Here is a 235-nt window from a genome sequence, read left to right on the forward strand (position 1 = left end):
TAAACACATTTTTAGGTTGTTATAAAAATAGCATTTTACACTTGTGTTGATCGGTGTTGAACAATATATAGACCGCACATACCATAGATGGAGGTTTTTATGGCATGAGCGAAGAGATTGATGATCAATATCGTCCTAGTGAAGATGAACCTTTTATGAATGAACGGCAAAAAGCGTATTTCCGTGCTAAACTGGTTTCTTGGAGGAATGATATATTAAGGGAGGCACGTGAAAC

1 pseudogene is annotated in these 235 nt (G+C 36.6%); it reads left to right on the forward strand.

The features are described 5' to 3' along the window. Positions 1–104 precede the first annotated feature (104 nt). Positions 105–235: pseudogene (locus ACFINO_RS10175) on the forward strand (RNA polymerase-binding protein DksA); the annotation flags it as partial.

Source organism: Bartonella sp. AA83SXKL (assembly GCF_042196965.1).
GTDB lineage: Bacteria > Pseudomonadota > Alphaproteobacteria > Rhizobiales > Rhizobiaceae > Bartonella.